This is a genomic window from Methanolobus vulcani (assembly GCF_900100715.1).
Taxonomy (GTDB): domain Archaea; phylum Halobacteriota; class Methanosarcinia; order Methanosarcinales; family Methanosarcinaceae; genus Methanolobus; species Methanolobus vulcani.
Genome location: NZ_FNCA01000003.1, coordinates 122048 through 147721, shown reverse-complemented (window position 1 = coordinate 147721; position 25674 = coordinate 122048). Strand labels below are relative to the sequence as shown.

30 protein-coding genes and 1 tRNA gene are annotated in these 25674 nt (G+C 41.4%); 17 read left to right on the top strand and 14 right to left on the bottom strand.

Annotated elements, in window-relative coordinates; genetic code table 11:
- Positions 1–219: 219 nt before the first annotated feature.
- The 10 genes from BLP52_RS05575 to priS all read right to left on the bottom strand — a co-directional run bounded on the left by BLP52_RS05575 (position 220) and on the right by priS (position 6531).
- Complete coding sequence (locus tag BLP52_RS05575) at positions 220–726, bottom strand: PH domain-containing protein (protein WP_091709451.1); 507 nt, start codon at positions 724–726, stop codon at positions 220–222.
- A 303-nt stretch (positions 727–1029) separates the two neighbouring features.
- Positions 1030–1146 (bottom strand) — tRNA-Ser (locus tag BLP52_RS05570).
- Positions 1147–1195: 49 nt separating this feature from the next.
- Complete coding sequence (locus tag BLP52_RS05565) at positions 1196–2416, bottom strand: TIGR00375 family protein (RefSeq protein WP_091709449.1); 1221 nt, start codon at positions 2414–2416, stop codon at positions 1196–1198.
- A gap of 5 nt (positions 2417–2421) precedes the next feature.
- A complete protein-coding gene (locus BLP52_RS05560; protein WP_091709447.1) occupies positions 2422–3198 on the bottom strand; it encodes a proteasome assembly chaperone family protein in 777 nt (258 codons plus the stop codon).
- Positions 3195–3359: an RNA-protein complex protein Nop10 gene (locus BLP52_RS05555; RefSeq protein ID WP_091709445.1), complete on the bottom strand. Its 165-nt coding sequence runs from the start codon at positions 3357–3359 to the stop codon at positions 3195–3197. Before BLP52_RS05555 ends, BLP52_RS05560 begins: the two co-directional genes overlap by 4 nt.
- A gap of 6 nt (positions 3360–3365) precedes the next feature.
- Positions 3366–4163 carry a translation initiation factor IF-2 subunit alpha gene (locus BLP52_RS05550; protein ID WP_091709443.1) on the bottom strand — a complete coding sequence of 266 codons (798 nt, stop codon included), beginning with the start codon at positions 4161–4163 and terminating at the stop codon, positions 3366–3368.
- Positions 4164–4179: 16 nt separating this feature from the next.
- Complete coding sequence (locus BLP52_RS05545) at positions 4180–4359, bottom strand: 30S ribosomal protein S27e (protein ID WP_023845697.1); 180 nt, start codon at positions 4357–4359, stop codon at positions 4180–4182.
- Positions 4360–4364: 5 nt separating this feature from the next.
- On the bottom strand, positions 4365–4643 hold the full coding sequence (locus BLP52_RS05540; protein WP_091709441.1) for a 50S ribosomal protein L44e: 279 nt from the start codon (positions 4641–4643) through the stop codon (positions 4365–4367).
- 27 nt (positions 4644–4670) lie between these two features.
- Entirely contained in the window at positions 4671–5369 is a 699-nt protein-coding gene (locus BLP52_RS05535) for a hypothetical protein (protein WP_091709439.1), read from the bottom strand.
- Positions 5359–6531: a DNA primase catalytic subunit PriS gene (gene priS, locus BLP52_RS05530; protein ID WP_091709438.1), complete on the bottom strand. Its 1173-nt coding sequence runs from the start codon at positions 6529–6531 to the stop codon at positions 5359–5361. The genes BLP52_RS05535 and priS overlap by 11 nt, the downstream gene beginning before the upstream one ends.
- Before the next feature lie 98 nt (positions 6532–6629).
- Here priS and rqcH point away from each other — a divergent pair, with 98 nt between their 5' ends.
- The 3 genes from rqcH to BLP52_RS05515 all read left to right on the top strand — a co-directional run bounded on the left by rqcH (position 6630) and on the right by BLP52_RS05515 (position 10748).
- Positions 6630–8621 carry a ribosome rescue protein RqcH gene (gene rqcH, locus BLP52_RS05525; RefSeq protein WP_091709436.1) on the top strand — a complete coding sequence of 664 codons (1992 nt, stop codon included), beginning with the start codon at positions 6630–6632 and terminating at the stop codon, positions 8619–8621.
- Between the two features lie 16 nt (positions 8622–8637).
- Positions 8638–9681, top strand: coding sequence for an mRNA surveillance protein pelota (locus tag BLP52_RS05520; RefSeq protein WP_091709434.1), 1044 nt, complete (start codon positions 8638–8640; stop codon positions 9679–9681).
- Positions 9682–10175: 494 nt separating this feature from the next.
- Complete coding sequence (locus tag BLP52_RS05515; RefSeq protein ID WP_091709432.1) at positions 10176–10748, top strand: acetate uptake transporter; 573 nt, start codon at positions 10176–10178, stop codon at positions 10746–10748.
- A 182-nt stretch (positions 10749–10930) separates the two neighbouring features.
- Here the strand turns inward: BLP52_RS05515 and BLP52_RS05510 are convergent, their stop codons facing one another.
- A complete protein-coding gene (locus BLP52_RS05510; RefSeq protein ID WP_091709430.1) occupies positions 10931–11803 on the bottom strand; it encodes a DNA integrity scanning protein DisA nucleotide-binding domain protein in 873 nt (290 codons plus the stop codon).
- A gap of 139 nt (positions 11804–11942) precedes the next feature.
- On the opposite strand from BLP52_RS05510, the gene thpR reads away from it, so the two are divergent.
- Positions 11943–12485 (top strand): RNA 2',3'-cyclic phosphodiesterase, encoded by a 543-nt coding sequence (gene thpR, locus BLP52_RS05505; RefSeq protein WP_091709428.1) that lies wholly within the window; start codon positions 11943–11945, stop codon positions 12483–12485.
- Between the two features lie 19 nt (positions 12486–12504).
- Here thpR and BLP52_RS05500 read toward each other — a convergent pair whose 3' ends face one another.
- On the bottom strand, positions 12505–13524 hold the full coding sequence (locus BLP52_RS05500) for an FAD:protein FMN transferase (RefSeq protein ID WP_091709426.1): 1020 nt from the start codon (positions 13522–13524) through the stop codon (positions 12505–12507).
- Positions 13525–13631: 107 nt separating this feature from the next.
- Here BLP52_RS05500 and BLP52_RS05495 point away from each other — a divergent pair, with 107 nt between their 5' ends.
- From BLP52_RS05495 to BLP52_RS05445, 11 genes are all read left to right on the top strand, one after another.
- The gene (locus BLP52_RS05495; protein WP_091709423.1) at positions 13632–14036 is read left to right on the top strand and encodes a hypothetical protein; all 405 of its coding nucleotides are present in this window, start codon (positions 13632–13634) and stop codon (positions 14034–14036) included.
- A 13-nt stretch (positions 14037–14049) separates the two neighbouring features.
- Positions 14050–15537: a methanogenesis multiheme c-type cytochrome gene (gene mmcA / locus BLP52_RS05490; RefSeq protein WP_091709422.1), complete on the top strand. Its 1488-nt coding sequence runs from the start codon at positions 14050–14052 to the stop codon at positions 15535–15537.
- A 12-nt stretch (positions 15538–15549) separates the two neighbouring features.
- Positions 15550–16893 (top strand): Rnf electron transport complex subunit RnfC, encoded by a 1344-nt coding sequence (rnfC, locus tag BLP52_RS05485; protein WP_091709420.1) that lies wholly within the window; start codon positions 15550–15552, stop codon positions 16891–16893.
- Between the two features lie 6 nt (positions 16894–16899).
- Positions 16900–17916, top strand: coding sequence for an Rnf electron transport complex subunit RnfD (gene rnfD / locus BLP52_RS05480; protein ID WP_091709418.1), 1017 nt, complete (start codon positions 16900–16902; stop codon positions 17914–17916).
- Positions 17909–18484 carry an Rnf electron transport complex subunit RnfG gene (gene rnfG / locus BLP52_RS05475; RefSeq protein ID WP_091709416.1) on the top strand — a complete coding sequence of 192 codons (576 nt, stop codon included), beginning with the start codon at positions 17909–17911 and terminating at the stop codon, positions 18482–18484. The genes rnfD and rnfG overlap by 8 nt, the downstream gene beginning before the upstream one ends.
- Positions 18485–18491: 7 nt before the next feature.
- Complete coding sequence (rnfE, locus tag BLP52_RS05470; protein WP_091709414.1) at positions 18492–19106, top strand: Rnf electron transport complex subunit RnfE; 615 nt, start codon at positions 18492–18494, stop codon at positions 19104–19106.
- A 1-nt stretch (position 19107) separates the two neighbouring features.
- On the top strand, positions 19108–19695 hold the full coding sequence (rnfA, locus tag BLP52_RS05465) for an Rnf electron transport complex subunit RnfA (RefSeq protein WP_091709413.1): 588 nt from the start codon (positions 19108–19110) through the stop codon (positions 19693–19695).
- Entirely contained in the window at positions 19692–20495 is an 804-nt protein-coding gene (rnfB, locus tag BLP52_RS05460) for an Rnf electron transport complex subunit RnfB (protein WP_091709411.1), read from the top strand. Before rnfA ends, rnfB begins: the two co-directional genes overlap by 4 nt.
- 4 nt (positions 20496–20499) lie before the next feature.
- Complete coding sequence (locus tag BLP52_RS05455) at positions 20500–20832, top strand: DUF4870 domain-containing protein (RefSeq protein WP_091709410.1); 333 nt, start codon at positions 20500–20502, stop codon at positions 20830–20832.
- Positions 20833–20954: 122 nt separating this feature from the next.
- The gene (locus tag BLP52_RS05450) at positions 20955–21917 is read left to right on the top strand and encodes a replication factor C small subunit (protein WP_091709677.1); all 963 of its coding nucleotides are present in this window, start codon (positions 20955–20957) and stop codon (positions 21915–21917) included.
- Complete coding sequence (locus tag BLP52_RS05445; RefSeq protein ID WP_091709408.1) at positions 21914–22420, top strand: COG2426 family protein; 507 nt, start codon at positions 21914–21916, stop codon at positions 22418–22420. The genes BLP52_RS05450 and BLP52_RS05445 overlap by 4 nt, the downstream gene beginning before the upstream one ends.
- A 72-nt stretch (positions 22421–22492) precedes the next feature.
- On the opposite strand, the gene BLP52_RS05440 is transcribed toward BLP52_RS05445, so the two are convergent.
- Positions 22493–22705 (bottom strand): histone family protein, encoded by a 213-nt coding sequence (locus BLP52_RS05440; protein ID WP_091709407.1) that lies wholly within the window; start codon positions 22703–22705, stop codon positions 22493–22495.
- A 163-nt stretch (positions 22706–22868) separates the two neighbouring features.
- Positions 22869–23306 carry a flavodoxin domain-containing protein gene (locus tag BLP52_RS05435; protein WP_091709405.1) on the bottom strand — a complete coding sequence of 146 codons (438 nt, stop codon included), beginning with the start codon at positions 23304–23306 and terminating at the stop codon, positions 22869–22871.
- A 161-nt stretch (positions 23307–23467) separates the two neighbouring features.
- Here BLP52_RS05435 and BLP52_RS05430 point away from each other — a divergent pair, with 161 nt between their 5' ends.
- Both BLP52_RS05430 and BLP52_RS05425 read left to right on the top strand, forming a co-directional pair.
- Positions 23468–24775, top strand: coding sequence for a Single-stranded DNA binding protein (locus tag BLP52_RS05430; protein WP_091709403.1), 1308 nt, complete (start codon positions 23468–23470; stop codon positions 24773–24775).
- Positions 24772–25647, top strand: a complete 876-nt coding sequence (locus tag BLP52_RS05425) for an RPA family protein (RefSeq protein WP_091709401.1) — start codon at positions 24772–24774, stop codon at positions 25645–25647. Before BLP52_RS05430 ends, BLP52_RS05425 begins: the two co-directional genes overlap by 4 nt.
- Positions 25648–25674 lie beyond the last annotated feature (27 nt).

The window sequence follows — 25674 nt, the reverse complement described above, 5'->3', positions numbered from 1 at the left end:
CTACTTCTTTGTAACCCATCAATCCCAGCTAATTAATATGCCTACAAAGTTCCCTTTAGTTCTTCGAACTCAGCCATCCCTCCATAATTAATTATCTTCTCTTTTATCTTGGAGCTATCTATATAAATATTTATGTGCAGCTTACGTATTTTGTAAAATGAGTTAATAAAAAAGAGGCAGACATTTAGTATTTAGCTTTTATTATATCATAATTTTATGTTATATTCCAAGGAGTTGCTTTTTCTTTGCGCTAAATTCTTCATTTGTTATAACTCCCTGTTTGTTCAGGCTGGATAACTTCTTGATCTGTTCTATTATGTCATGGCTACCTGTAACCTGGCATGTTTTATTGTGGATTATTTCATTTATGTATAATTTTGTCTTCCTGACAAATTCTTCGGCATTCTCATTTAAAGGTATAAGTGTGACCTTGAGGCTACTAATGCTGTTCTGCATTTGTATGTCCGCTCCAAGGATTCCTTTTTCAAAGTTGATATTACTGATCTCAACCAGTGGGTATATCTTAGATCGATAATAACCACTCTCTCGTTTATAATGGAATAGTACTCTTTGGGGTGTAAGTGCAAGTACACCACCAAGCTTTTCAGTTTTTTCTCCAAACAGTTTCCCATTGACAATACCGGACACTGCATCAATGATCTCTTCATTATTATCCAGTATTCTCTCTATTTTCCTCATCCTTCCTTCTGTACATTTGCTTATCATTTTGTATCCCACACAATAGAAGTCACTTCACAATATCATAGTAAGTTTATCAGTTCATCTGTTGACAATTTACACATTTAACATTCTTTTTATGTATAATCCCAATAATATAAAAAAATACTCTAATGTTTTTTTGAGCGTGTTATCGCCGTGAAGTGCAGCATACATATGTTTTTTTATAATCTTTGTTCACATCTAATTCAAAAAATGTCATAATCTCATGTATTCTGAATAATCAAAAAAGTAACATCTTATCTGGTAATACTCAATATTTAGATTCTCTGATTTTAAAAAAGCAAATGACGCCGAGGTTGGGATTCGAACCCAAGCACTCCTTCCGGAGAAACCGGTCTCGAGCCGGTCGCGTTTGGACTCCGGGGCTCTTCAGCCGGCCGGATTAGTCCGCTCTGCCACCTCGGCACATTGGATTTGAAGGCTGTAATATCTTAAAAAGCTATCGAGGAAAACTCTAAAAGTCAAAAAGGGAACTCTGGTTCTTTTTAGGAGCGATCTCTTCTTTATTATCAGTTTCCTTCGGAATCTCAATATGGCCGTATTGTCCACCGCCACCCGGATGGATTATAAGTCTCTTTTCCCGGAAGGCAAGTATTGCACTTGAAATACGTCCATCAAGAAATTCCATGTCATTGATCTCTGCATTAAGAAGAACGTTGAGTTCATTTCCATATCGTTCCATCAGGCCGTTCCATGCAGTGTGAACACCTTTCGTATTAATACTGGCATGCCCAAGTGCAGTCATAATAATTTCAGAAAGAGGCATCAAGTGAACATAAGGAGGCCTGTATTGTGGGTGTTTTGGAGTATCAAAATTAGCCAGCTCATTGACTCTATCCTTTACGCCTTTTTTGATAAGACCGCCACAATTACTGCACTTCCATTTCAAACTATGGCATTGTTCCAGTGTGTAATGTGTGTAGCACTTGATACATGCAGATTCGTTGTATTTTCCTTCCTGTGGATAGAAACCCGCATTGTATGTTACACCGTATCCTTCTTCTCTGAGTATGGCTGTTCGCAGTCCGTCAAAGGATATCTCCGGGACACTTATCTGGTTGAATTCCCGCGCCAGTTTGTTGGACCATGGTGAATGTGCATCTGAATTTGAGAGAAAAGTAAGTCGGTGAAGTTCCTCTATCCTGTCTGCATAGTCACTATCAGCACTTAGTCCGAGTTCAAGGAATGAAATATAGCCTGTCATGTCTCCATAGCAGCTTTCCAGTGAATCGTGGTAAGCATAAAGTGCGGTCCACGGAGTGAATGCATGGCATGGGCCGACGAGTGCTTCTACATCCTTTGCTATCTCAGCTATCTCGCAGCCGTTGAGCCTTACAGTGGGACGGCCATCCGCTGCAAGATTACAGTATTTGCCAATTCTTTCTGCAAGTTCTTCTGCCTTGGATATCGAGGGTAGCAATAAAAGATGGTGAACGCGGCTGCTATCCTCTATTTCAGTAGTGATTATAAAATTAGTTTTCCCGATGGCTATGGTCTCATCATCTATTGAGGCTTTTTTTATTTCCTTGAGCCACTGTGGATGGGTACAATCCCCTGTTGCAACCAGATCTATGCCTTTTTTTGCTGCTTCTTCTGCCATTACTGGCAGTTCCATTTTATTCGAGCAAGCCATCGAATATTTGGAATGCAGGTGAAGGTCGGCATTGATCAGCATTTTTATTAGCCAATGTATCTTAAGTCATCGTCTTTAACGGGGCTCACTTCCGGCATGCCTTTCTGTTGCTGCTCAACTTCCTTGAGCCTTGCAACTATCTTTTCCATTTCCTTGGCACGCTCTTCAAGTGGACCTACATCGATGTCAATGTTAAATATCTTGCATATGACCTTAAGAAGTGACTGTGCACTCTTTGGGTCTACGAGATATCCTGAAGTAAGTCCCATGAGGCAGGCAGCATCTATATTCTTGAACTTACAGAGTCCCAGCAGAAGGCCGGACGCTCCAACGATACCCCCTCCGGGTTCGTTCTCTTTGAAGTTGACCCCATATTCTTTTAGCTCTTCAACAAGTTCGATGTTATTGACAGCTCCAAGAACTTCGTCAGAATAAGTAAGTTGTCCTGTTGGGAATCCGCCCAAGGTGTATATTCTCTCAATTCCGAATTCCATTGCAAGATCAAGGTAAAGTGTGCAAAGTTTATAATGACCTTCAGTTGAAGAACTTTGATGGTCACCGATCAGTGCAACAATGTCGTGTTTTTCCGTGTGGCAGACAAACATCTCGTTGTTCACAAGCTGTATCTCACTGTTCTCATCAACAAGAACCTGAGGTGGGAAATGATGGGAATATATTTCCAGAAGTTTCTCTGCTTCAAGCTCTTCCACCAGATGCTCAGCAACAAGTTTTCCGACGTGTCCTACACCCGGTAGTCCAACAATAAGAACCGGATTGTTAAGCTGCACATCCTCTTTTATGCGTATTACTTCTATTTCCTTCACAGGTCTCCCTCTCTTCTTGCTATCCTGCGATATTTGCCATAAGGGTCCAGTGGGGAAAATCTTGCAGGTTGTGGCCTAAATGTGTTCGAACCACATTTCGGGCAGACAGTCTCCAATGTATATCTGCCGCAATTCCTGCATTTGAAGATCTTCTGTCCCAAAGGGTCTCACGCCTTAACGGTGTCGTTATGCCTGTGGAATTCGCCTTTTCCACCAAGCTTTTCAATAGTATCAATGGCTGCTTTTGCAGACTTTTTCAGCACGGACTCTGCTTTTTTGTAATCCGGGGCAATTACCTTGATTCTATATCTTGGTGCACCAGTGTAACTGATGTCTACTTTTACCCCTTCTTCCTCTATTTCATTTCCTGCTTCCAGAGCCATTTTTATGATCTCTATTCCGTCAGGCAGGTAACAATTGAGGTCTATGTATCCGGCAATGTCTACAAATGGCAGTTTTATATTGCTTTGAGCAACCTTTACAATGCTTGTGACAATCTTCTTCTTCATCTTAACATCGTTAAAAGCATCCTCGCCATTCATGGCTGCTTCTTCGAATGCAGAATAAAGACTGCCAAAACTATCCAGCAATTTGAGCTTGACCTTGTCCATCTCATCTTCACCGGTTCCAGTTTCCTCTGAAACGAACTGAAGCCATTTGAATGCCTTCTGCTCATTCTTCCAATCCTGGATCTTTGCACGTTTCTGGTGCTCATTGACATCTTTAAGGGACAGGTCGATGTGGCGACGTGAAGGGTCCACATTCAGAACTTTGCAGACTACCTTCTGCCCTTCGCGAACATGGTCTCTTACGTATTTGACCCATCCGGCCTTAATCTCGGATATGTGGATAAAACCTTCTTTTCCACCGAATTCTTCAAGGGTTGTGTATGCACCGAAATCAGTTACGTTCTTTACGGTACAAACAACAAAGTCCCCGCTTTCAGGCCAGTTGTTATCATCCATTATAAATCACTTTGATCTACTCAAGTACTTCGAGTATGTGTGTTGTGATTGTTGACTTGCCGCCGGTAGGTTCTGCGAGTGTCCTTCCGCATACAAGGCATGTTACCTTGCGGCTTGCACTGCCGAAAATTACCTGCTCGTTCTCACAATCATTGCATTTTACGCGTAAGAATCTGCTTTTTGGTTTGTTAATCATGATAATCACTCTGCGAAGTCGAATTTCTTTGCTCTGAAGCATGGTCTCTGGTGTGCCTTGTTACATTCTGTGCACCTGTACCTGAGCCATATTCTCTTTGTTGGTTTGTCTCCACCAGGAACCTTAGAGAACTTTCCACTGTTTCCAATTCCGGTCTGGCGTTTCTTCTGTCTCTCGATGTGTGTAAGTGTTGATGCCTTACCCTTCTTTACTCTCTCAACAACATGCTCTGTGTGTTTTTTGCATGAAGGGCAGTGTGTTCTGAATCTCTTTGGAATCTTCAATATCTTCACCTTGATAAGTTATTAATTTTACAGGATTATTTGTGCCACGTTGCGTTTGATCAGTCCCTTTGCATTCAGGGCAGGCAAAACAACAACATCTTCGGCATGTAATGTGTAATTGCGATTATCCATAGCCTTGAAAGTAGGCAGGTCCTCCAGTATTCGCACAACAACGAATTCTTTATTTATATTACTTTTGCCTATTTCATCTTTATTGCTGGTCTTAGATGGCATGTCCGCATTCATATGTTCTGAGCTTTCGGCATTGAATGTGTCTGGTATTTTTTCAGTAGCATCAGCTTTAATCTTTCTTGATGTCTCTTTTTCAACCTTATTGATTGCTGCCTGCGGATCAAGGATTGGTATCAGCAATTCTGAGCGTGCTGAATTTATTGCGGTGAGCACCGAATCATATACTTTTTTCTCTTCCGGAAGTAATTTGCTCATGTCCTGGGTAGGTGGCATGCTGGAAAAGGCGTTCGTTCTTGCATAGTCTATTATTTTACGGATACGACGCATGAAAATAATCTCAATGTCAGTAATGGCACTTTGTAACTCGTTGTCAAGCATTTTAAACTCAACTGAGCGAGGATTGTCTATTTTGGACAGTTCTTCTTCCAGCTCCTTGAGATACTTCTCAACATCCCTGTAAAAACCCGGGTGCAGTGATTTGAGTGTAGAACTACCTTCGTCTCTCAGTACATTCTTAAGCTCATTACCGTCCATATTCTGCAACACCTCTGCACATAAGGTATATTGCGGCGTATTCAGGAACTTCCTGTACGCCTTCCTCGACCATAAGGTCCTTCCCTTTCATTTGCACAGCAAACGGCTTTATTACTTTTATTTTTACCGACTTGTCGCTAAAGACAACTGCATCGTTCAGCGGTTCAAAAGTTTCAAGTTCATCAATTGAAAGAGCTGTGACTTTCATTCCAGATTTCCCGTGAAGCGAACCAGGAAGCCTGATAAGTCTCTTTATATCTGCAGTGACAGGTTCATCAACGCATGCTGCCATCTGCTCAACACCCTGACCTATAAAGGTCATAAGAATATCTTTCTTAATTCCACCAAGTGCATCCATTTTTCCTTTTTTCAATGCAGCAACTCTTGATTCATCCTGAAATGTATCCACAAGTTTCTCTGCAGTGGTCTTTCCAATTCCTTTGAATCCGCTTAGTATCTTAACAGCATTTTCGTCTTTTGCAATTGAACTGAGATATGATATTAGATAACGATTGATACGTCCCCCCCAACCTCCATCATCTTCAGATGGGAAAACTGACATCTTGGCAGATTCTGCACCAGCGTCACCGGATATGTCTTTCTTGGAAAATATCCTTTCAAGATTTAGTCCTTTTGAACTGACATAATCAACTATCTCCCTTCTTTCCGCACTTCCAAGTGACAGTACTGAATCCTCACTGATGTGGAAGTGATATCCTCTGCCTCCTGAGAACACTGCATGCACCTGTTCTTCCCTGAACCCGAAATCATCCATAAGGAACTCCAGAAGTTTCAATGTTTCTTTTTTTCCTTTCTCAAGCATATCAGCGTAGGAATTAATTCCTCCGGGCAGGTGGTCAGAATCAATATCAAAAATAAGGTCGGCTTTAAGCCAGTTCTTTTCCTTCATTTTAGGAGCGCCCGGATACTTGTAGTATGCAACAGAATAGTATGCATGTGCAGGTCCGATCCCGCGCAGGTAATCGTGAAGTTCTCCCTCGGAACCAAAAGCACGGTGTCTTTTCATGAAAGTATCCTGTCTGCTGGTAAACTCAATGAAACCCCATTCTCTTGAAGTGAATTCGGGTGGTAACTTTATGTCTGCCGTAGAATAATAGTTCTGGAAAGCAGATACCACGAACTGTCTTGTCCTTTCATCCATCTTATGCCTGTAGCTCCTATTTTGCAATCGCGCTTTGATATTAAATCTGCTTTATGCGTCATAAACCTTATAGTCACCGTCTACATTATAGTCCACGCATGAAGAAGGAAATGACGAGTGCTGATGTAGCTGCCCTTGCCCTTGAGCTAAGCTCAGGTGAGACATCTATAATAGATGCTAAGATCGCTAAGATTTACCAGCCTGCACCTGACGAGATAAGGATAAATCTCTTTGTCTACGAAAAAGGCAGGCATAACCTTGTGATCGAGGCAGGAAAGCGTGCTCATATGAGCCAGCATATCCGTCCAAGCCCAAAAATACCGCAATCATTCCCCATGATGCTCAGAAAACACATCATGGCAGGGCGCATCACTTTTGTTAAACAGTATGACTTTGACAGGATTCTTGAGATAGGTGTTGTACGTGGCGGAGTAGACACTGTTCTTGTTGTGGAACTGTTCTCCCCGGGAAATATTGTCCTTCTTGATTCCGAGAGAAAGATTATCCTTCCGATGAAGCCTGTGACCTTCAAGGGAAGAAGAATACGAAGCGGTGAAGTTTACCAGTACCCTGAAGCCCAGATCAGCCCGGTTGATGCCACCGCAAACGATCTTGAAAATGTATTCGCAGCATCGGATGCTGATGTTGTAAGGACCATTGCAACAAGGTTCAACCTTGGTGGAGTGCTTGCGGAAGAAGTATGTGCAAGGTCAGGAGTTAACAAGTCCGAGCCAGCAAAGGAAATAGGTTCCGATGGAATAGAGGCTATCATTTCTGCTCTTCAGAAATTATTCAAACCACTGTTATCAGGTGATTTGCAACCCTGTCTTGTGAAAAAAGAGGATAAGGGTGAGATGAAGCCATTTGATGTGCTTCCGCTTGAGTTATCTATATACAAGGATTCTGAAAAAGAATCATTTCCTACATTTAACGCTGCTCTTGATGAGTTCTTCGGAAAAGCTGCTGCAGAATCAGTGCAGGAAGCGGTCACAGCGGTCAAGAAAGAGAAGGTTGACATATTTGCCCGCCGTCTGCAAAAGCAGGAAGATGCCATTGATAAATTCGGAAAGGATGCAGATAAACAAACTCGAATTGCAGAAGTTATCTATGCAAATTATGTTGAGATAGAACAGATAATCAACGTCCTGAAACAGGCTCGTGACAAGGGCTATTCATGGGATGAGATCAAATCCATTGTGAAAAAGGCAAAGGATACTGTTCCTGCTGCAAAATGGATCGAGAATATCAATTCAGCAGAAGGGAATATTGTTCTGAATCTTGACGGCACAAGAGCTACTATAGATATTAAACTTACAATTCCTCAGAATGCACAGGTCTATTATGATAAGGCCAAGAAGCTCACCAAAAAGAAGGATGGTGCCCTGAAAGCCATAGAAGATACTAAACTTGCCATGCAGAAACGTGAAAAGAAAGTTTCTAACAGGCGCAAGGTCAGTAATAAGAAGTACTGGTACGAACGTTTCAGGTGGTTCATGTCCTCTGATGGATTCCTCGTGGTTGCAGGCAGGGATGCCGACACTAATGAGGAAATTGTTAAGAAATATATGGAAAAACGTGATATCGTATTCCATACACAGGACCCCGGAGCTCCTATTACAGTTATCAAGACAATAGGCAAGGATGTGCCTGAATCAACACTGCAGGAGACTGCTCAATTTGTGGTTTCTTATTCAAGTGTGTGGAAGTCAGGCCAGTTTAGCGGTGATTGTTACTGGATAAAACCTGAACAGGTTTCCAAGACCCCTGAAACCGGAGAATACCTTAAGAAAGGTTCCTTCGTAATACGTGGTGAGAGGAACTATTTCAGGGATGTTCAGGTTGCTGCAGCTATTGGCCTTGAACTTGAAGGAAGTACAAGGGTCATTGGCGGCCCGACATCTGCTGTCCGTAAACATGGTCAGCATGTGGTGGAAGTTGTTCCGGGTAAGTATAACCAGAATGATGTTGCTAAAAAGATATACAAGATATATGTCGAGAAATTAAAAGATACAAATTTTGTAAAGCAGATCGCATCACCTGATAAGATAGCAATGATGCTTCCACCAGGTGAATCTGATATCAAGGTGTGAAATTTAAGGTGTGAATATGCGGGTCGTAAAGAGAAATTTGAAAGGCAGAGAAGGTGAGATTAAGATAGTTCCTGAGACTCTGGATGATCTATGGCACCTGAAGTATATTATAGAGAAAGGTGACCTCATATTTGCTCTTACTAAAAGAAAGGCAGATACCTCTGCTGATAAACTACGACCTGAAAAAGTTGAGAAAAAAACAGTAAGACTGGGTATCCGTGTAGAAGAACTTGAATTCCATAAATTCTCAAATCGATTGAGGATACATGGTCTGATAGAACAGGGTATGGATGCAGGTCACTATCATACTTTTAATGTAGAGGAAGGACTTGATCTTTCAATAATCAAAACCTGGAAAAAAGACCAGATCGAACGTATAAATGAGGCTGAGGCTTCTTCCAAGCGTCCGAAGGTTGTTATCCTTGCTATTGAGGAAGGAGATGCTGATATTGGCCTGGTGCGTCATTATGGTATTGAGTTATATTCTCACATAAGCCAGTCTTCAGGAAAAAGGAGTGAAGGTACTTTAAGGGAAGTCTTTTTCCAGGAAATTATTGATCAGTTGCTGCATGCAGCATCAGAGTCTGAAGCTGTTGTTGTTGCAGGTCCGGGATTCATAAAAGATGATTTCATGAAGTACCTGAGAGCAAAAGAAGCGGATTTCTCGACCCGTGTTGTTACAGAGGATACTTCTTCCATAGGAATGTCCGGTTTCCAGGAAGTATTGAAGCGTGGGGCTGTGGACCGGATCATGGAGGAGTCCCGCATTGCCCGCGAGTCACGCTTAATGGATGACCTGTTAAAGGAAATTTCTGTGGACGGCAAGGTTGCCTACGGACTTGAGGAAGTAAAGATGGCTCTGGATTATGGCTCCATTGATACACTTCTGGTTGCTGATGAGATGTTGAGGATGGAACGTGAAAAAGGTGATATTGATTCATTTTTGCAAGCAGTAGAGCACTCGCAGGGTAAAATAGTTGTTTTCAGCACAATATTTGAACCTGGCCAGAAGCTGCTAGCCCTTGGTGGTATCGCTGCTTTGCTGCGTTTTAAAATTTAAGATCGCTGAATCTGCAATGTTTCTCTTATTTAAAAAAGCAAAAAGTATGCTATATTTTAATATTTAAACTTTTCGTGTTGATGTTGTATGTATTGTGCATAACATACAAACAGCAAACCTCTTCAAATAATATATTTTTTATTTTATATTTGAGTTTAGTTTTGCAGGTTTTTTTTAGTGTTTTATAGCAAAAAAAAGCTTTATTCTATTTTAAACTGGTTTTTAATCGATTATCTTTCTTTATTCATGAAAAAAACATCTAGTATCTAGTATTCTATTTTGTCATAATCAAAAATGATATATACTTCTATTTTAAAGTCATTAGCAGGAGGTGAAATAGGTAACACTTGATGGAGGTAGCAAGCAGTTACGTATTACAAGAATTGATGGTAAAGACTTTCTGACATTTAATTTTAAGGTCAGCATAAACAGTTATAATAATTTGAATATTATTTGATATTTATCCAATATTTATCTTAGGGAAGTGATAAACTATGGAAGGAGAAATTACAATTAAAGATTTGTCTGCAGCAAGTCCGGCAGCAGTAGGTTTCTACGGTCTTGGTTTTGCAGCAACATTTGCAGGATTATTGAACTCAGGCATGTTTTCAGATGCCCTTATGGTTATTTCAATGGCAATAACACTTGGTGGTGTCGCAGAAGTATTGGCAGGATGGCAACTCTGGCAGAAAGGTGACACCTTTGCTGCAACAGCATTCACAATATTCGGTCTCTGGTGGTTCGCATTCTCATACATCAACCTTGCACCAGCAGGACTTTTCAGTGCACCAGTAGAGGCAGCAAGTGCCTCATCAATGGGATTCTTCACACTCGTATGGGGTCTCATCGCAACCACACTCACAATTGCTACACTCAAGATCGGTGTGAAGATGATCACTCTGGTCTTCATAGTGCTTGACCTCACATTCTTCAGTCTTGCACTTGTATTCTTCGGAATGTTCCCACTGGCAATTGCAGGAATTATTACCCTGATCACAGGCATTGCAGCACTTTACCTTGCAACTGCACTTGTATTTGACTCAGTTGGAATAAAGTTGCCAATTTAAGTTTGAGTAGAAATAACAAGACTTACGTAAATGATCGGTAGTTTCTGCCGGTCAATTTATTTTTTTTTCAAAAAATCCAACCGATTTTTCTGAAATGTTGTTCTCGGATTAAGGAAATCGAATTAAAAAAGAGTTTAAGTAAAAAGTCCTATCATTTTTGTGATCTGTAACTCTTTAAGCTATTAGCGAAGGCGCACAGCCCTTTCAGTTGATTCTATATACATGAGCTCTTTCCCATCCATATAAATGTGAATGACTCCGCCTGATTGTGAAACAGTAATTGCAATGGACACGGTATCTCTGGTTATTGCCGCTGCTGATACATGACGTCCGCCAAGACCTTTTTCAACGGCTATCTCTCTTGCATCAACATCCAGGTATCTTCCGGCAGCTTCGACAATACCTTCTTCTGATATAACAAAAACACCATCAAGCTGGGCAAACTCTTTAACAGATTCCCAGTTCTTCCTATCTTTCAGGTCGCAATCTGAGTTTTCCTGGCCAGCGTAGGGATTTAAGATCATCTGGTGTGAGCGCATCATGACCTCTTCCACATCACCTATAATAAAAGCCGTACCAATCTGTTTACCTTCACGACCGGTGTTGGATATATCAAAAGCGATTTTCAGGACAGCGCGCAGAACATCCGGAGCAACCCTCTCTTCACATTCCTTCATTTTCTTCACAATAACATTATCTTCAAGGTTATGGACAACAATGGCATAAGAGTCCTTACTTTCTATTATGCCTATAATGGTTCCTTCGTTGATCTCTTCCATTATGAGTTCGATTGCAGAGACATTCTCCACCTGTTCGATCTTTCCGGCAGCCTGCTGACCTATCTTATCAAGGATCTCTTTTGTTTTTTCTTCCTTTGTTTTGCTGCTTGCCACCAGGTGATCTATTATATTCTTTTGTTTGCTGCTTGCAAAATATACAGGTATGCTTGTCTCAGGCTTCTCAAAATTAGCTTCTCCTGATATGATTATCGCCGTTGACTTAAGCTCTTCTGCAAGCTTGACAGCAGTGTTGACAACTACCTGTGCACTGTCCAAATTATCCCCTCTGTTTTTATATCAACAATAGAACTACTGAAACATAAGATATTATATATGCTCATTTTATAAATAACACATGTTTAGCAGCGATATTAATTTATGTCCTCAGTATAAATGGTAATTGGTGATATGTGTGGTGAGAGCTTTTGTTGCGGTAGATCTCCCTGTGGAGTTGCATGAAAAGATTACCGAAATTCAATTGAAGTTCAATGAATTCAAATTCAAGTTTGTCGATCCTGGTCTGGTGCATGTTACCATGAAATTCCTTGGTGAAGTGCCAGAAAATCAGCTTCCTGATATATCAAAGGCTCTTGACAATGTGAAATGTGAAGCATTCAGTTCTAATGTAAAAGGTATTGGTGTTTTCCCCAAACCAAAATTTGCCAAGGTCATCTGGCTTGGATGTGAAGGTAATTTTGATGCGCTTTATGAGCAGATAGAAAGTAGTCTCTCATCTTTTGAATTTGAGCCTACTCTTCACCGATTTAGTGCTCACGCCACTCTGGCAAGAGTAAAATATCTCCCTAAAAAGAAAAAAGCAGAATTCCTTGAACTGCTTGATGAGTTGAAGGATTTTGAGATCGGCTCTATGGATGTAACGTCCATCAAGTTAAAAAAGAGTACATTGACCCCTAAAGGGCCTATTTATGAAACCCTTCATGAGGTCAGCCTGCAATAATGCAGGCAAAACTTATTTTCTAATTGCTTTCGTAGGATGAGAATCCCGAAGACCTTATTATCTTTTTGTCATTAGTTATGATAAGACATTCCACACCGTCCAGTTTCTCAATCATCGCAAGTCCATCCTTTTCTCCAAGTATGAATACGGAAGTTGCAAGAGCATCTGCATCCATTGCAGTTTTAGCAATGACAGTACTGCTTATCAGGTTACTTGAAGGATATCCTGTTCTGGGATCTGCTATGTGTGAAACCTTTGCTTCATCGCTGAAATATCTTTCATAATTTCCGCTTGTTGCCACTGCAACATCCCGGATGTTCATGATAGTTACTGCGTCTCCACTCTTATCTGGGTTCTGCAAACCTACTCTCCACAGACTGCCGTCCGGCTTTGTACCAATGTATCTTCCGTCACCGCCTGCATTTACAAATCCTGAACTTATTCCGTCACTTTTCAAAGACTCTATAGCAACATCAACCGCATATCCTTTTGCGACACCACCCAGAGTTATTTTCATTCCTTCATTCATGGAAACATTGTTTCCTTCTACAATTATTGCTGAATAATTGACAAGTTTCAGTGTTTGATTGATTTCATCAGATGTAGGAGGCTGGTTTGTTCCACCTGGCGCATACTTGCTGGCCCAGAGGTCAAGAATCGGCTGAATTGATATGTCAAAGGCTCCATTGCTTTTTTCAGAATAATATATAGAGCGATCTATCACACTGACAAGTTCGGGATCAGCATCAGTTACTTTGTCATCTTTGTTGAGAATGCTGATCTCACTACTATTATCGTAGTTGTTCATTAATTCGTCAATATATTTTATTTTTTCAAAAGCATTATCGATTATCTCTATAGCAGATGTTTCGTTGGAACTTACTACCGTGATAGTTACCGTAGTGTCCATCAGGCTTCTGGTTTGTGAGTAAATTTGTTGTTCTGGAAGGCTATGTGAACCCATGTCCTGAACATAATTTATCATTAATAATCCTGTGAAAACCGCTATCAGTACAATGGCAACAGTTTTATACCTCATGTAGTATGAAAAGATATAACTAAATATTAAACCTATGTACCGCGGATAGGAAGGAAGCTAATTTCCTTCTGTTGTAATTATTATATTCATCCAAAGGAAGTAATAGAATGAGCAATCCCAGCACAGGATCAGGTACGGGAACAAGTTCAAGCAAGGATAAGTACCTTGTTGTCGCTCTTCATCAATTAATGGAAGAATACGGCTGGAGAGGTATAGAGAAGCACTTTGGTTTTGTGAAACATCATATTATTTACATAAAACCAGGTTCTCCTCTTGATAAAATTGAACTGAAAGCCAATGTACTTGGCAATCATATGGATGTAGACTTTTTAGGTGTAACTCCTCAAAAAGGTCTTCTTGATAAGGTTTTTGACTTTAATGTCAGAGTAGTGCGAAAGTCGTTCGAGATAAGCAAATACGTTTCTAATGACTTGAAAATAACAAATGAGCAGGACTTGAGAAACAACATTGTGGTTGTAATCAAACAACTTGAAGAAGTTGCAGAGGAATGACACGGGGTAAATTATGGCAAAATTAAATGTAATTCTTATAGGTATCCTCGTTGTGATGTTCGCTGCAGCCGGTGTGTATGCATATGTAGGAAGCACCGGAAACGAAGCTATGTCTGCTCACTATATGACCGAGCAGAAATGGTCTGACAGCTCATGCAGTGGTTGTCACGCAGGTGTATACGAGGAAGTGTCACAATCATCCCATGTTCAGCAGGATCTGAAAAAATGGACCTCACTCATGGATTATGGTGTTGATGTTGATAGCATTGATAAAAACACAATGGCTGTGACATACGGACAGGTTCAACCCGGCGGTGGCTACATGGCAGATTATGGTGTGGACATTGACTGTATGGCCTGCCACAATCAGGTGGGTTATGACTTCGAAGCACGCGCAGAAAGCATAGCTTCAGGTGATTTCGAGAATGCAAACAAGGCTGCAGTTGCAGAATCAAGTAAAGAAATACAGAGTGATACACTCCATATGGCAAGTTACATGCTTGATGTTCTGGCACCACTTCCACTTGTAACCGAAGTTCACGATGAAGTGAACGGTGCACCAAGCAAGGCACTTTGTGGTAGCAACTGTCACTCTGCTGACATAGAGACAACTGCTGTTGCATGGACCCTTGAAGATTCAGCATCTTACGATGTTCATTCTTCAGTGGACTGTCAGGACTGTCACGTGACAGAGAATCACAATATCAGCAGCCGTGAATACCTGTACACTTCCGGAACCTCACACATGGACTCTGAAGTTGGTGTAAAGGCATGTGATTCATCAGGATGTCACGAGGGTATCTCACACGGTGCGGTTGTAGACGGTCACCTTGAAACAGTAAGCTGTGAAACATGTCACATCCCGGCATTACCAGGATCTGATGCTACAGGAACTCCTGTAGTGCAATCATTCAGCTGGCAGAATGGTGTTCGTGAAGATGTAACGTATGATTCCGAGTTTACTCCGACAATCTCATGGTCATCGGGTGTAAATTATGATGCATTGCCAACAGCTCAGGAGCAGATCAACGGTTCCATGCTTAAACCATTCAATGTGATCACAGGTACCTGGTGGGACGAAGGAATTGATGCAGCAGTTGTTGCAGATCCGGATAACAGTTCATCAATCGGCAATCCGATAGCTCCGGCAGAAGTCCTGAAGGCAGATGCAAATGGTGACGGTATTGTTACAGAAGAGGAGATCCATTCATATGACGGAAATGCAGATGGAAATGCAGATTATCCAAATGCAGTCCTCAGGAATGTTGACATGTATTACCAGGTTAGCCACAATATTGTAAGTTCAAGTGTAGGTCTTGAAGCTCCTCTTGTATGTGCAGATTGTCACGGCAGCACTGCAACAGCTATCAACTGGACAGCTCTCGGATATGAGAAGGATCCGGCAGTGAGCGATCCTCAAACTGATTTCAGTACAAAGACAATTGAAGTGACCCTGACAAATGCGAAACCAACTGAAGTCGAAAGGGAGCCTGCATTCTAAGGAGTTGATAATGTGGAAATCAAAAAATTAGATACATTACCGGAAAAGATGATCATTCCGCTCAGGCAGCACAGGGGTGCTGTCTGTGAACCCCTTGTGAAGAAAGGCGACAGGGTTCTCATTGGACAGAAAATAGGTGAAAGTGCTGAATATCAGTCTTCTGCAGTTCATTCAAGCGTCTGTGGTGAGGTCATTGCCATAGAAGAGGCACCTCATCCGGACGGCAACAAGGTGATGAGTGTTATCATCCAGCCGGAAGACAGTAATGAAAGTGTTGAATTCTCAGCATGCAAGGATGTAAAATCCGACCAGCTTGCCCAGTTCATTAAGGAATCAGGTATAGTAGAACACTATGGAATGCCAACTCATGCAGTCTTAAGGCCAAAGGGTAAGAAGATTGACACTGTACTTATCAATGCAACCTCATCCGAATGGATTGGTGGTACTTTCAAGACTCCGGGAGATTATGCTTCCCAGATGATCGATGCATTAAAACTCTTGATGAAGGCAGCCGGCGCTAAAAAGGGTGCAATTGTTCTAAGAACCGATGATAAAGAGTCAATAAATGCTTTTGAAGGCATTGAAGTTGATAATAAAAAGCTGAAAGTCTCTCCTCTCATTGGAAGCCGAAATGTAGGCTATTATTTCAATGAACATAATTCTGATATTGTTATTGTTTCCCAGGAACGTATCTTCGGTAAGAAGATCCTTAATTTCTTCACTTACAGAGTGACAGGAAGAAATGTCAACATTGGATGTAGCCCAACGGATGTAGGAGTTGCAGTTTGTGGAATAAAATCTGCAAAAGCACTTTATGATGCTGTTCATGAAGGTGTTCCATTCTATGATACTGTTGTTTCAGTTGAAGGTGTTTCTAACAAGATGGAATATATTCTTGTGAGAATCGGTACGCCATTTAAGGATGTAATAGATTCATTCGGTTACACCGGTGCTATTGGCAAGATCATTGCCAATGGTGTAAGAACTGGTGTAGCACAATATACTGATCAGGTTCCTGTGACAAAGGGAACTACCAGAATAACCATCCAGAAACCTGAAGAGGTTATCAGAGATGAAGCAATAGAATGCATCCACTGTGCACGTTGTGTGGATGTCTGTCCTGTAGAACTTATACCAAGCCGTCTTGCTGTCATGGCAGATCAGGGTCGTTTTGACGAATGCAGGCAGATACACATTGAGAACTGCATTGAATGTGGTGATTGTGCAGCGGTCTGTCCTTCCAAGATACCAATATTACAGCTTATCAGGTATGCAAAGGATGCAATTGAGATGGCATACGAAGACTTGCCTGAAAAAGAATCATCCAATCTTAAAGTTGGATGTGGCTGTGGGTGAGTAAAAATGACATATACAATTTCAGCTCCTCCTCATAAGAAAACAAAATTTGATTTCAAGACATTAAACTATAGTAAAATAATTGCTCTGCTTCCACTTTGTCTTGCAGCAATATACTTCTTTGGCATCCCTGCCCTTGGTATTATTGTTGTATCAGTGGTGTCTGCTGTGGTAACCGAATTTGCTATACAGGGCATCTTTAAGCAGAAAGTGACAATTACAGATGGACATGCGGCCATGATGGGACTCATGCTGGCATTACTTATTCCGCCGGAAGCTCCATTATGGATTCCTGCCTTTGCAGCTTTCTTTTCAATATCTGTTGGTAAACACGTGTTTGGTGGAATTGGTTCTTACATATTCAATCCTGTTCTTGTGGGATGGATCTTTACCAGAAGCGCCTGGTCTGGATATATGACTGCCGCATCTATTCCTCACATAGGCCAGTTCTCTGATCTTATACTTGAGCATGGCGCAGGTCTTATGGTAGGTGTTTCTCCAATATTGCTTATTGGCGGTGTTTATCTTATCTACAAGAGATACATCGACTGGAGAGTTCCATTTTCATTCTTTGCAACAATGATTATACTGCCGCAAGCATTGCTTTTCATATCAGGTGTAATGGATCTGGTACATAAAGGCAGTCTGAACCCACTGATGTACATGTCACAGATGTTCGCACTTTTCAGTCCAAGCCCTGAGTTGTCTTATTCAATGATAGGGATTGTATTCTTTGGAATACTCTTCATGGCAACTGACACTGCAACGTCTCCGGTGACCAAAAAAGGAAGAATTATTTATGGAATAACATGCGGAGTACTAGTTTTCATCTATGGTCATTTTGCAAACTACGTTGATGGAGTTCTGTATGGTATATTCCTTGCAAACTGTGTAGCATCATTTATTGAGATCAACACAATGCCTGCTTCATTCGGAACAATGTCATGTGCCGAAAATGCATACAGACGTGTTATGGATAAGATTCCTTCATCCCTGAAATTCGAGGTGATCAACAATGAGTGAATCTGAATCGAATAAAGATACTATGATGGTCATAGCAAAAATTGTTATCATATCAGTTGTTGCAGCTTTGTTGCTGGGGATTACCTATGTTCCGACAAGTGAACAACTAAAAGTAAATGAGGCTAATGCAAAGACAGAGATTTTGGCTAAACTCATACCCGGTGATGTCACCTTTGAAGCGGTTGAAGGAACTGCTGTAGATGCTGAAGGAAACCCTGAGATCCTTTACTATCGTGCAACAGATGCTTCAGGTAATATCGTGGGATATGCTTTCTTCAAGGAACAGGCAGGTGCCCAGGGACCAATAGTCGTTGCTGGAGCCGTTGATCCGACGTTTACAACTCTTCTTGGTATGAGTGTGCTTAGTAATGAAGAGACTCCGGGTCTTGGTGCAAAGATCGTACAACCGGAGTTCCAGAACCAGTTCTTAAACCTTCCAATGGCTTCTCTTGCGCTTTCTAAGTCAGGCGGTTCAATTGATGCAATTACAGGTGCAACGATTTCCTCTACAGCGGTTGTAGATGCTCTTAATATTAAGATCGATGAAATAAAACAGGCGGAGGAGTAGTGGTAAAATGGATCCTTTAAGTGAATTTATACGTGGTATTACAAGGGACAACCCGACCTTCGGACTTGTCCTGGGTCTTTGTCCTACACTGGCAGTTACCACATCGGTGGAAAATGCCATAGGTATGGCCGCTGGTACTGCATTTGTACTGGTGTGTTCGAATATGCTTGTCTCGTCCCTGAGAAAACAGATTCCTTCAACAGTAAGACTTCCTATCTTCATCATAATTATTGCTACTTTTGTATCAATAGTAGATATGATAATGGAAGCTTATTCGCCGTCGATGTATGCGGCTCTGGGTGTTTTCATTCCCCTTATTGTAGTAAACTGTATCATCATCGGACGTGCTGAAGCATATGCAAACAAGAATAATGTCTTCTACTCATTCATTGATGGTCTTGGTACCTCAACAGGTTTCCTGCTGGTACTGATGCTTATAGGGGGCATAAGGGAACTTCTCGGTACAGGCCAGATAGTGACCTTTGGTTACACTCTGGTAAACCTGCCGATCAATCCTTCAATAACTACAATGATATTGCCTCCGGGCGCTTTCCTCACTATAGGAGCACTGATGGCAATTGTGAATTATCAGAAAGAAAAGAAGATGGCAAAGGGTGGTTAAGATGGCAGAAGATGCATTATTCTCAATTTTCATGGATGGTATTTTCATCAAGAACTTCCTGCTGATCCAGTTCCTTGGACTGTGCTCCTTTGTGGGTGTAACCAAGGATGTGAAAAGTGCGGCCGGAATGTCTGGAGCGGTGGTGTTTGTCATGGCTATGGCCTCCACTGTTTCATATATGATCTATACATACATCCTTGTGCCTACAAATATGCAATTCCTTGACCTTATCAGCTTTATTGTCGTTATTGCGGCACTTGTACAGCTGGTAGAATTTGTTGTAAGAAAGAACATACCTTCCCTTTACAGGTCACTTGGTATCTATCTCCCGCTTATCACTACAAACTGTGCGGTGCTAGGTGCTGTATTACTGAATGAGAATGCTGGTTACAACTTTATACAGAGTGTTGTTTTCGGTATCGCAGCAGGTCTTGGATATACTATTGTAATGCTAATGATGTCCGGTATCAGAGAACGTTCTACATTTGTGAACGTGCCATCTGCGATAAGAGGACTCCCGCAGGCATTTTTCATAGCACTGATGCTTTCTATGGCTTTTGTTAACTACTTCTGGGTGATTCCAATATGAGTGTAGGATTAAGCACTTTACTTATTGAAGCAGTGGCAATTCTTGGTGGTCTTGGACTGGCTGTTGGTGTCATGCTTGTCGTGGCATCCAAGAAATTTAAGGTAGAGACCAATCCTCTGGTAGATGAGATCGTTGAAGTTCTCCCAGGAGCAAACTGTGGTGCATGTGGTTACGCAGGTTGTTCAGACTTTGCAGAGCGTGTGGTTAACGAAGGTGCACCAATTAACGGTTGTCCTGTCGGAGGTTTTGATGTTGCCAAGGAAATTGGTGGCATTGTCGGGCAGGAAGTTGCAGAAGGTGAAGAGCAGTACCCATTCGTCAGATGTAACGGTGGTCTTAACTGTGTAGACCGTTTCGAGTATGTAGGCTTTGAGGACTGTAAGGCAGTTATGATGCTGTCAGACGGTGAAAAAGGCTGTAATTACGGCTGTATGGGCAGAGGTACCTGTGTACGTGCATGTCCTTTTGGTGCTCTTTCCATTGGTGAGGATCGCCTGCCACATGTGAACAAGAACCTTTGTACAAGTTGTGGACTTTGTATTGCATCCTGTCCAAATGATATACTTGTGTTTGCAAAGGAATCTGAAAATGTGCATGTACTTTGTATGTCACATGACAAAGGTAAGGCAGTTAAGGAATCCTGTACCGTTGGTTGCATTGGATGTAAGATATGTGAAAAGAACTGTCCGGAAGAAGCTATCACAGTAACCAAGTTCCTTGCGGAGATAGATCAGGAGAAATGTACTGCATGTGGAATATGCGTGGAGAAATGCCCACAGAACACAATTGCTATCAGGTGATCATATGACATATAAGACAAAGATTGGTCTGGACGAAAATATCGTGGCAGCCATTAGTTATGTAGGATTCTGGATCACAGGGATAATCTTCCTGCTCATAGAGCCGGACAACAAGTTTGTCAGGTTCCATGCGATGCAGTCATTATTGATATTCCTCCCACTTTCCCTTATTATCTTCATTCTGGGATGGATACCATACGTTGGCTGGATTATAGCTGATTTCCTTGGATTTGCTGCATTATTCTTCATATTGGTGCTTGTCGTAATGGCATACAAGGGTTTAATGCTCAAGATCCCTTTTGTGGGCAGTTACGCTTACAAGCTGATCTATCAGTAAATATGAATTTAGCAGGGTGCTGTGAGGCTAAATCCTGCTCATCTTTTTTTATCTACGAAAACTTAAAAAACTACATCTTCCTATTATTGCAGGCATGTACACTTTTATGCGGAGGGTTTGAAATTAAAGAAGAGATATGGATTGAAAAGTATAGGCCCTTTAAGCTTGACGACGTGGTCGGCCAGAAAGAGACTGTAGAAAGGCTCAAATCGTACATTAAAACGAGAAACCTTCCACATCTTTTGTTCTCAGGTCCTCCCGGAGTTGGAAAAACTGCAACTTCCGTGTCTATTGCACGTGAGCTTTTCGGGGAATCATGGCGTGAGAATTTCACCGAGCTTAATGCTTCTGATGAACGTGGTATCGATGTTGTAAGAACAAAGATCAAAAACTTTGCAAAAACAACACCAATTGGTGGTGCAGATTTCAAGATAATCTTCCTTGATGAGGCAGATGCTTTAACCTCTGACGCACAATCTGCGCTCAGACGTACCATGGAACGTTACACTAACAACTGTCGTTTCATTCTTTCGTGTAATTATTCATCCAAGATCATTGAGCCTATCCAGTCAAGATGTGCGGTCTACAGGTTCCGTCCGTTATCTGATGATGCAGTGGCAGAACGTGTGAGATTTGTAGCAAATAACGAGAATCTGGATATCGCAGACGATGGAGTGGATGCTATAAAATATGTTGCACAAGGCGATATGCGAAAAGCTATCAATGCTCTTCAGGCTGCAGCTCTTATTGCTGACACGATCCACAAGGATGCAATATACAAGATAACCGCAACAGCACGCCCTGAACAGGTGAAAGAACTAATCACAACTGCTCTGGAAGGAAGTTTCAGTGCTGCAAGAAAACATCTGGACAGTCTTCTGCTGGAGCAGGGTCTTTCCGGAGAGGACGTTGTGGGCCAGATATACAGGGCTATGTTTGACGTTGATATTCCTGAAAAGAAGATGGTCGAACTGATAGATGTCATCGGTGAGATCGATTTCAGGTTAACTGAAGGTGCCAATGAGAGAATACAGCTTGAATGCCTGCTGGCACACTTTGCATTATCAGGAAAGGAATGTAATTGAGTCTTGAAGCAACGGTACTGGAATTACTTTCCTCTTTTCCCCACTGGCTTGCAACCATTATAATTGGTGCTTTGCCGATATTTGAATTGAGGGGTGCAATTCCGATTGCACTTGGAATATATGGGATGAGTCCGTCTTCGGCATTCATTTTTGCAGTTTTGGGTAACATGCTTCCTGTTGTTCCTTTACTCTTGTTCCTCGATCCAGTTTCCACTTATCTTCGCCGTTATTCCATATTTGACAAATTCTTTTCATGGCTTTTTGGAAGAACACAACGTAACCATTCGGAAAGCTTTGAGAAATATGGTACACTTGCCCTTACTCTCTTTGTAGCAGTACCACTGCCAGTAACAGGTGCTTGGACCGGATGTGCAGCAGCATTTGTTTTCGGGATAAAGTTCCGTCATGCTTTTCCGGCAATATTTGCAGGAGTGCTGATCGCAGGGATAATTGTAAGCAGTATCACATTAGGTGGAATAAGTCTGGTAGACCTCATCAGCTAAAACACACTCTGCTGATGTTTGCAAAAATAGAATTAATAAGAAAATAAATCTAAAAAGTAGGGATTTTTGGGATTATTTTCCCAACATCTCTTTTGCAAGGTTTATATCTTCAGCCTTTACTGTTTTTCGTCCTGCGTGCTCAGCGAGTTTGATAGCTTCCCTGGAGATTTCAAGGCCGTATTCTTCAAGTATGGCGGTGAGTGCCATTCCTGCGGATTCGCTTACTCTCTGTGCTCCGGCATTTCTTATAACTCTCTCAATAGGTGCAAATGGAATTATTGTCATAAATATCCTCTTATATGAATTATATTTTGAATCTGGTTTAGTATTCTCTAACAACTAGCAAAATAACCTATATATAGTTTTTTAAAGAAAATTCCAAATCAAATCAAGCCTATTTGTCTTTTCAGGGTTATTTGGATATTTTTCCTGTAAGACTGATATGAATTTATTCTCTCTTTTTCATCTTTATGGCCAGATCTTTTCCAAGTCTGATACATTCGGCCAGATCTTTTTCATTGGGTACGTATTGTATTCTTAATACCGGATCGATGACCTCTACCCCAGCTTTTCTGAGCTTTTCAGCAATCATGACAGGTGCTTCTCCGCTCCATCCATAAGATCCAAATGCAGCACCCAGTTTACCTTCTATTCCTATATCTATTAATTTATCCAGGAATTTAGCTATGGGTTCCAGCATTGTGTAATAGAATGTTGATGAGCCTATGCATATGGCATCGTATTTTGCAACTTCTGCCGGGTCCCATTCATAAAAATTATCAATATCGACATCTATATGCTTTTCACGTGCACCCTCTGCGATGGCTTCAGCCATCATTTTTGTACTTCCTTGGGTGCTAAGGTATACTATAGCTAGTTTTGGCATTTTTTTGACCCCCATGATTTATGACAGTTTCCACTGCCATTTTAAAAATATGTGGTCTACACGTTCATAAACATTCCTGATTAATATAATTGTACATTTGGTTATCTTTATTGCCAATCAGAGAATACAATTATGGAGACTTCAATTAAAGGAGAATCCCTATGGACGAGAAAATCGCGCCACATATAGATGAATTAACCATGGCGCTTGGAAACATTAGCAGGGAAGAGATCAGCAGAGAGCTTGGTAAACTTTTGAAATATCGGGTTCCTCTGGATGAAGCCAAACGGATGATAAAAAGCAAATATCTTTCTGTATCTTCTAATACAGTAAGTGTCAAAGACCTTTCTCCGGGATTAAATGGCATCGAAATTAGTGGACGTATTATTGATATTGTTGAAAAAAACGTATCAATACAGGGTGAGCAGAAAATCATATTCTCAGGAACTCTTGGTGATGGGACAGGCATCTGTTCTTTTACATGCTGGGATGACATGTCCTTAAAACCTGGAGATGCGATACATATCAAAAATGCTTATACACGTCTCTGGAATAACAGGCCGGAACTCTATTTTGGAAAGAGGTCAACAATAACATACCTTCAGAATGATGAATTTCCTGAATCTGAAGAGATATCGCATTCAAATTTAAAGAAACTGGGTGAAATTGTTCCTGCAGATGTACTTGCGAGTTCTGTGGTATTGATAGTGGAGATGTATCATCGAGATATCATGCTTAAAGGCGAAGAAGTGACTGTTGTTGAAGGTGTCCTGGCAGATGAGACTGGAAAACTGCCGTTCACTTCATGGGTACCTCTGGGAGGGCCTGACATTGGTGATTATATTCGTTTTGAAGGTGCTTCGGTGAGAATATTCAGGGGTCTTCCATCCATTAATTTCACAGAGGCAACATCCATCGAAAAAATACTTGATACATCTGAATTGCCATTTACAATGGAATCGGTAAGCCTGGCAAGTTCTTCTATTGCCATTGAAAAACTCCTGGAGAAAGAAGGAATGTTCGATGTAACTGTCAGTGGCAATATAATATCTATCAGGTCAGGTTCAGGACTTATAGAGCGCTGTCCACAATGTAATCGTGTGACACAGAAATCTTCCTGTCGTTCTCATGGGGAAGTGGAGTGTCTTACGGACATGCGCATAAAAGCTATTCTTGATGATGGAACAGGTGCAGTTCACCTTATGCTTAACAGGGAACTTTCAGAGGCAGTTTATGGTAAAAGCATGCATGATGCTGAAAAGCTTGCACAGAGTTCACTCTCTTCTGAAGCTGTGTTCGAAGATATGAAAAAAGTGCTTAATGGTAAATATCTTGCAGCCAGGGGTAATTCATCCCGAAATGAGTTTGGGGTTTCGCTTGTTGCCAGATCAGTATGGGTTCCTGAGAATAATGTTGAGAAACGTATTGAAGAACTTCTTGAAAGAATGGGTGCAGGATGTGATGAATGATGGTCGAAAGAGAAGTTGCATACAGAATGTTTGCCAGGGAGTTCAACGATTCACGCTTCCATTTATATTCCTCATCTTCACCATCAGATCAGGATGTGTATTCGCCTAATTTTCTCATAAGTCCTACAGGGCTTAAAGTCAACAGGGTGCTTATTGTTGGTGTTGTTACGGAAGTTGACCGACTATCCGAACAGAAGGGCAGTGAACGTGAGTTATGGAGAGCACGCATTTCCGATCCAACCGGGGCATTCACCATTTATGCAGGAAGTTACCAGCCAGAGGCATCTGTATTCCTGTCAACGATACAGGTTCCATCTTATGTGATGGTACTTGGAAAAGTTCGTTCATACGAGCCGGGTGATGGCTCAGTATTTGTATCCCTGAGACCTGAGGAAATTAATTATGTTGATGAATCCATACGGGACAGATGGATCGTAGATACTGCCGAAATGACACTTGATCGCCTGGATGAATTTGGAAAGTTCTTCGCAGTTAATACAGGGGATGGAAAACTTATGGACCGTATACTGGGAAGTGGTGTTTGTGAATCATCTGCAGGTGGCATGTGTCTTTCACTAGATTACTATCACAAGGATGCAGAGTATTATGATTCATTGAAGGATGATGTCAAAAAAGCTCTTTGTTCGATAAGGGCGTCTGGCAATAAGACAGATGATATCGATTATGAGGCTGAGGTCCAATTGATTGCCGAGGAACTTGATGATGGCAGTGGATTTGAGTATATTGTCTTTATTAACAAAGCAATTTCCAGAAATGTCCCGGAAAAAATTGCAGATTCCAAATTGAAGATACTTCTTTCAAAAGGCCATCTTTATGAACCCAGAGCTGGAATTTTTAAAGTTATACACTAGTATCTCGGACTATATGTTCACTACAGG

Bases quoted from the DNA above. Each gene is read 5' to 3' on its own strand.
- BLP52_RS05545 (WP_023845697.1), bottom strand. From the start codon at position 4,359: ATGATTAACAAACCAAAAAGCAGATTCTTACGCGTAAAATGCAATGAT.
- BLP52_RS05500 (WP_091709426.1), bottom strand. From the start codon at position 13,524: ATGAGGTATAAAACTGTTGCCATTGTACTGATAGCGGTTTTCACAGGA.
- BLP52_RS05430 (WP_091709403.1), top strand. From the start codon at position 23,468: ATGGACGAGAAAATCGCGCCACATATAGATGAATTAACCATGGCGCTT.
- BLP52_RS05515 (WP_091709432.1), top strand. From the start codon at position 10,176: ATGGAAGGAGAAATTACAATTAAAGATTTGTCTGCAGCAAGTCCGGCA.
- BLP52_RS05520 (WP_091709434.1), top strand. From the start codon at position 8,638: ATGCGGGTCGTAAAGAGAAATTTGAAAGGCAGAGAAGGTGAGATTAAG.
- rnfD (WP_091709418.1), top strand. From the start codon at position 16,900: ATGACATATACAATTTCAGCTCCTCCTCATAAGAAAACAAAATTTGAT.
- rnfB (WP_091709411.1), top strand. From the start codon at position 19,692: ATGAGTGTAGGATTAAGCACTTTACTTATTGAAGCAGTGGCAATTCTT.
- BLP52_RS05455 (WP_091709410.1), top strand. From the start codon at position 20,500: ATGACATATAAGACAAAGATTGGTCTGGACGAAAATATCGTGGCAGCC.
- BLP52_RS05425 (WP_091709401.1), top strand. From the start codon at position 24,772: ATGATGGTCGAAAGAGAAGTTGCATACAGAATGTTTGCCAGGGAGTTC.
- BLP52_RS05495 (WP_091709423.1), top strand. From the start codon at position 13,632: ATGAGCAATCCCAGCACAGGATCAGGTACGGGAACAAGTTCAAGCAAG.
- priS (WP_091709438.1), bottom strand. From the start codon at position 6,531: ATGGATGAAAGGACAAGACAGTTCGTGGTATCTGCTTTCCAGAACTAT.
- BLP52_RS05535 (WP_091709439.1), bottom strand. From the start codon at position 5,369: ATGGACGGTAATGAGCTTAAGAATGTACTGAGAGACGAAGGTAGTTCT.
- BLP52_RS05565 (WP_091709449.1), bottom strand. From the start codon at position 2,416: ATGCTGATCAATGCCGACCTTCACCTGCATTCCAAATATTCGATGGCT.
- rnfA (WP_091709413.1), top strand. From the start codon at position 19,108: ATGGCAGAAGATGCATTATTCTCAATTTTCATGGATGGTATTTTCATC.
- rqcH (WP_091709436.1), top strand. From the start codon at position 6,630: ATGAAGAAGGAAATGACGAGTGCTGATGTAGCTGCCCTTGCCCTTGAG.
- BLP52_RS05575 (WP_091709451.1), bottom strand. From the start codon at position 726: ATGATAAGCAAATGTACAGAAGGAAGGATGAGGAAAATAGAGAGAATA.
- BLP52_RS05440 (WP_091709407.1), bottom strand. From the start codon at position 22,705: ATGACAATAATTCCATTTGCACCTATTGAGAGAGTTATAAGAAATGCC.
- rnfG (WP_091709416.1), top strand. From the start codon at position 17,909: ATGAGTGAATCTGAATCGAATAAAGATACTATGATGGTCATAGCAAAA.
- rnfE (WP_091709414.1), top strand. From the start codon at position 18,492: ATGGATCCTTTAAGTGAATTTATACGTGGTATTACAAGGGACAACCCG.
- BLP52_RS05550 (WP_091709443.1), bottom strand. From the start codon at position 4,163: ATGGATGATAACAACTGGCCTGAAAGCGGGGACTTTGTTGTTTGTACC.
- BLP52_RS05435 (WP_091709405.1), bottom strand. From the start codon at position 23,306: ATGCCAAAACTAGCTATAGTATACCTTAGCACCCAAGGAAGTACAAAA.
- mmcA (WP_091709422.1), top strand. From the start codon at position 14,050: ATGGCAAAATTAAATGTAATTCTTATAGGTATCCTCGTTGTGATGTTC.